Here is a 2,734-nt window from a genome sequence, read left to right as displayed (position 1 = left end):
CGCGGGGTGGAGCAGCCCGGTAGCTCGTCAGGCTCATAACCTGAAGGTCATAGGTTCAAATCCTATCCCCGCAACCAAGTTCGGATTTCACCGGATCCGAGACGAAAACGGCCCGCTTGATGCGGGCCGTTTTTGCTTTTGGGGCAATACGCAGGCTGGAGTGGCGACGACTCCTCGTTTGCCCGACGGGCGGAACAAATCCAGTAGCCGAAACAACGGGATCGCTACTGTGCATGGGGTTGTTTTCGCCCTCTTCAGGTGTCGCCCTTCGCGCTCACGCCAGAAACGCCCGAAACCGCCGCAGCGCGATCGCGAAGAAGATGCCGCCGATCACGGCGAGCGCGAGGAGCTGCGGCCACACCGCCTCCAGGCCGGCACCGCGGAACAGGATCGCCTGCGCCAGCATCACGAAATGCGTGTTGGGCGCGGCCAGCATGATGTCCTGGACGAATTGCGGCATGCTCTCCCGCGGCGTCATGCTGCCCGACAGGGTCTGCAGCGGCAGCAGGATCATGATCAGCAGCAGTCCGAACTGCGGCATCGACCCGGCGATGGTGGCGAGGAAGATGCCCATGCTGGTGGTGGCGAACAGCTGCAGCGCCGTGCCGACCAGGAACAGCGCCACCGAGCCGTCGATCGTGACCGCCAGCCATCCCTTGACGACGAAGGCGATCGACAGCGCCGAGGCGACCAGCACCACCGCTCCCATCGACCAGACCTTGCTCACCATGATCTCGAGCGGCGTCACCGGCATCACCAGGAGGTGCTCGATTGTGCCGTGCTCGCGCTCCCGGATCAGCGCCGCCCCGGTCAGGATGATCGAGAGCATCGTGATCGACATGATGAGGTGGTCGATCGCGCCGAACCAGGACCTCTTCAGCTCCGGATTGAAACGGGCGCGCAGCGCGAGGTCGATCTGCGGTGTTTGAGCTTCGCGGGCGCGCGCCAGGAACTCCGCGATCTCGGCGTTGACGATCTGCTCGACGTAACCGCCACCATTGAAGGCCTGTGAGATGCGCGTCGCGTCGACGTTGAGCTGGATCGTCGGCGCCTTCCGCGCCAGCAGGTCGCGCTGAAAGTCCGGCGGAATGTCGAGGGCAAACGTGTCGAGGCCGGCATCCATCCGTCGGTCCATCTCGTATTGCGAGATCAGCCGGGGCGTGGAGAAGTACGGGGCGGTGAACGCCATCCCGATGCGAGTCGAGATCGGCGAATGGTCTTCGTCGACGATGGCGATCGCAGCGCGGTTCAACGTCTCCGGCAGCGTGTTGGCACCCTCATAGACCGCGAATGTGAAGGAATATGCGATCAGCACGAGCAGCACCGGGTCGCGCGCCAGTCCGCGCAATTCCTTGATTCCGAGCTGTAGCAAGTTGCCAAGGCGCATGGTCAGCGGGCCTGTTTCTTCAGCAGCAGCGCGCCTGCGGTGACCAGCACCGGGATCATGACGGCGAGCGCCAAGAGCTCGTTGTGAAGCGTGTCGAATCCCAGTGCCTTCGAGAAGGTGCCGCGCGATATGGTCACGAAATAGCTGGTCGGATAGACAAGACCGATCATCTTGCCCACCCCTTGCAGCGAGGAGACCGGATCGATCAGGCCGGAATACTGGATCGCGGGAATCAGCGTGATCAGCACGGTGCCGAACAGCGCGGCGATCTGGCTCTTCATGAACGAGGAGATCACCAGTCCGATGCCGGTGGTGGCCGTGACATAGAGCAGCGCGGCAGCCGCATAGGTCGGGAAGCTACCGGTGAAAGGCACGCGGAAGACGGTGAGCGCAAAGCCGACCAGCAGCAGGAAGTTGGCAAAGGCCAGCACCACATAGGGCAGCTGGGTGCCGAGCAGGAACTCCAGCCGCGTCACTGGTGTGACGTAAAAATTGACGATCGAGCCGAGCTCCTTCTCGCGCACGACCGCGAGTGCTGCGAGCACCGCAGGGATCATGATCAGCAGCAGCGGAATGATGCCAGGCGCCATAGCGACGACGCTGCGGACGTCCGGATTGTAGCGGTAGCGCAGCGCGAGCTGATAGGACCCGGCGATCGCCGCATCGCCATAGAGCTCGCGGCCCTTCTGCGCGAGCCAGCTCGCGTGGATCGCCTGGGCGTAGGAGCGCAGCGTCTCGGCCCGCGTCGGATTGGCGCCGTCGACCCAGGCGCCGATCTCGACATGACGGCCGCGGCTGACGTCGCGGCCGAAGCCGGGCGGCAGCTCGATCGCGAGACCGATCTCGCCGGCGCGCATGCGGCGGTCGAGATCGGCGTAGTCGGTGATCGAAGGCTTTTCGGTGAAATAGCGCGAGCCCGCGATCTGAAGGCTGTAGTCGCGGCTGATCGCGGTGTCGTCGCGGTCGAGCACGGCGAAGGTCAGGTTCTCGACATCCATGCTGATGCCGTATCCGAGCACGAACAGCAGCAGCACGCTGCCGATGATCGCAAGCGTGGCGCGGATCGGATCACGCCGTAGCTCGAGCGTCTCGCGCCGGGAATAGGCGAGCATGCGCGTCGGATTGAACGCAGCGTTGCGGCGCCGGGGCGGCGTGGCGACTGCCGGCGGCGTCGACGCCGGGGCAGCAGCCTGCTGTTCCGCCGGCTCTGCTGCGTCTGCGATCGCCTCTTCCAGGCAGGCGATGAAGGCCTGCTCCAGCGTCGGGGTGCCGTGCGCTGCCATGATGGCTGCGGGCGAGTCCGACGTCAGCACCTTGCCGGCATGCATCAGCGAGATCCGGTCGCAG

At 64.7% G+C, this 2,734-nt stretch carries 2 protein-coding genes and 1 tRNA gene; 1 reads left to right on the top strand and 2 read right to left on the bottom strand.

Annotated features, from left to right (window positions below):
• A tRNA-Met gene (locus tag JHD07_RS37280) sits at positions 1–77 on the top strand.
• Positions 78–274: 197 nt separating this feature from the next.
• Here JHD07_RS37280 and JHD07_RS37275 read toward each other — a convergent pair.
• Complete coding sequence (locus JHD07_RS37275) at positions 275–1,387, bottom strand: ABC transporter permease (protein WP_291631276.1); 1,113 nt, start codon at positions 1,385–1,387, stop codon at positions 275–277.
• A 2-nt stretch (positions 1,388–1,389) separates the two neighbouring features.
• Positions 1,390–2,734: ABC transporter permease (locus JHD07_RS37270; protein ID WP_291631274.1), on the bottom strand; the 1,345-nt coding region annotated here is incomplete at its 5' end.

It is taken from the genome of Bradyrhizobium sp. (assembly GCF_016462955.1).
Taxonomy (GTDB): domain Bacteria; phylum Pseudomonadota; class Alphaproteobacteria; order Rhizobiales; family Xanthobacteraceae; genus Bradyrhizobium.
The sequence above is the reverse complement of the archived record's forward strand: the minus strand, read 5'-3'. Positions and strand labels throughout refer to the sequence as shown.

Excerpts from the sequence above, each read along its gene's own strand:
- JHD07_RS37275 (WP_291631276.1), bottom strand. The coding sequence starts at position 1,387 with ATGCGCCTTGGCAACTTGCTACAGCTCGGAATCAAGGAATTGCGCGGA.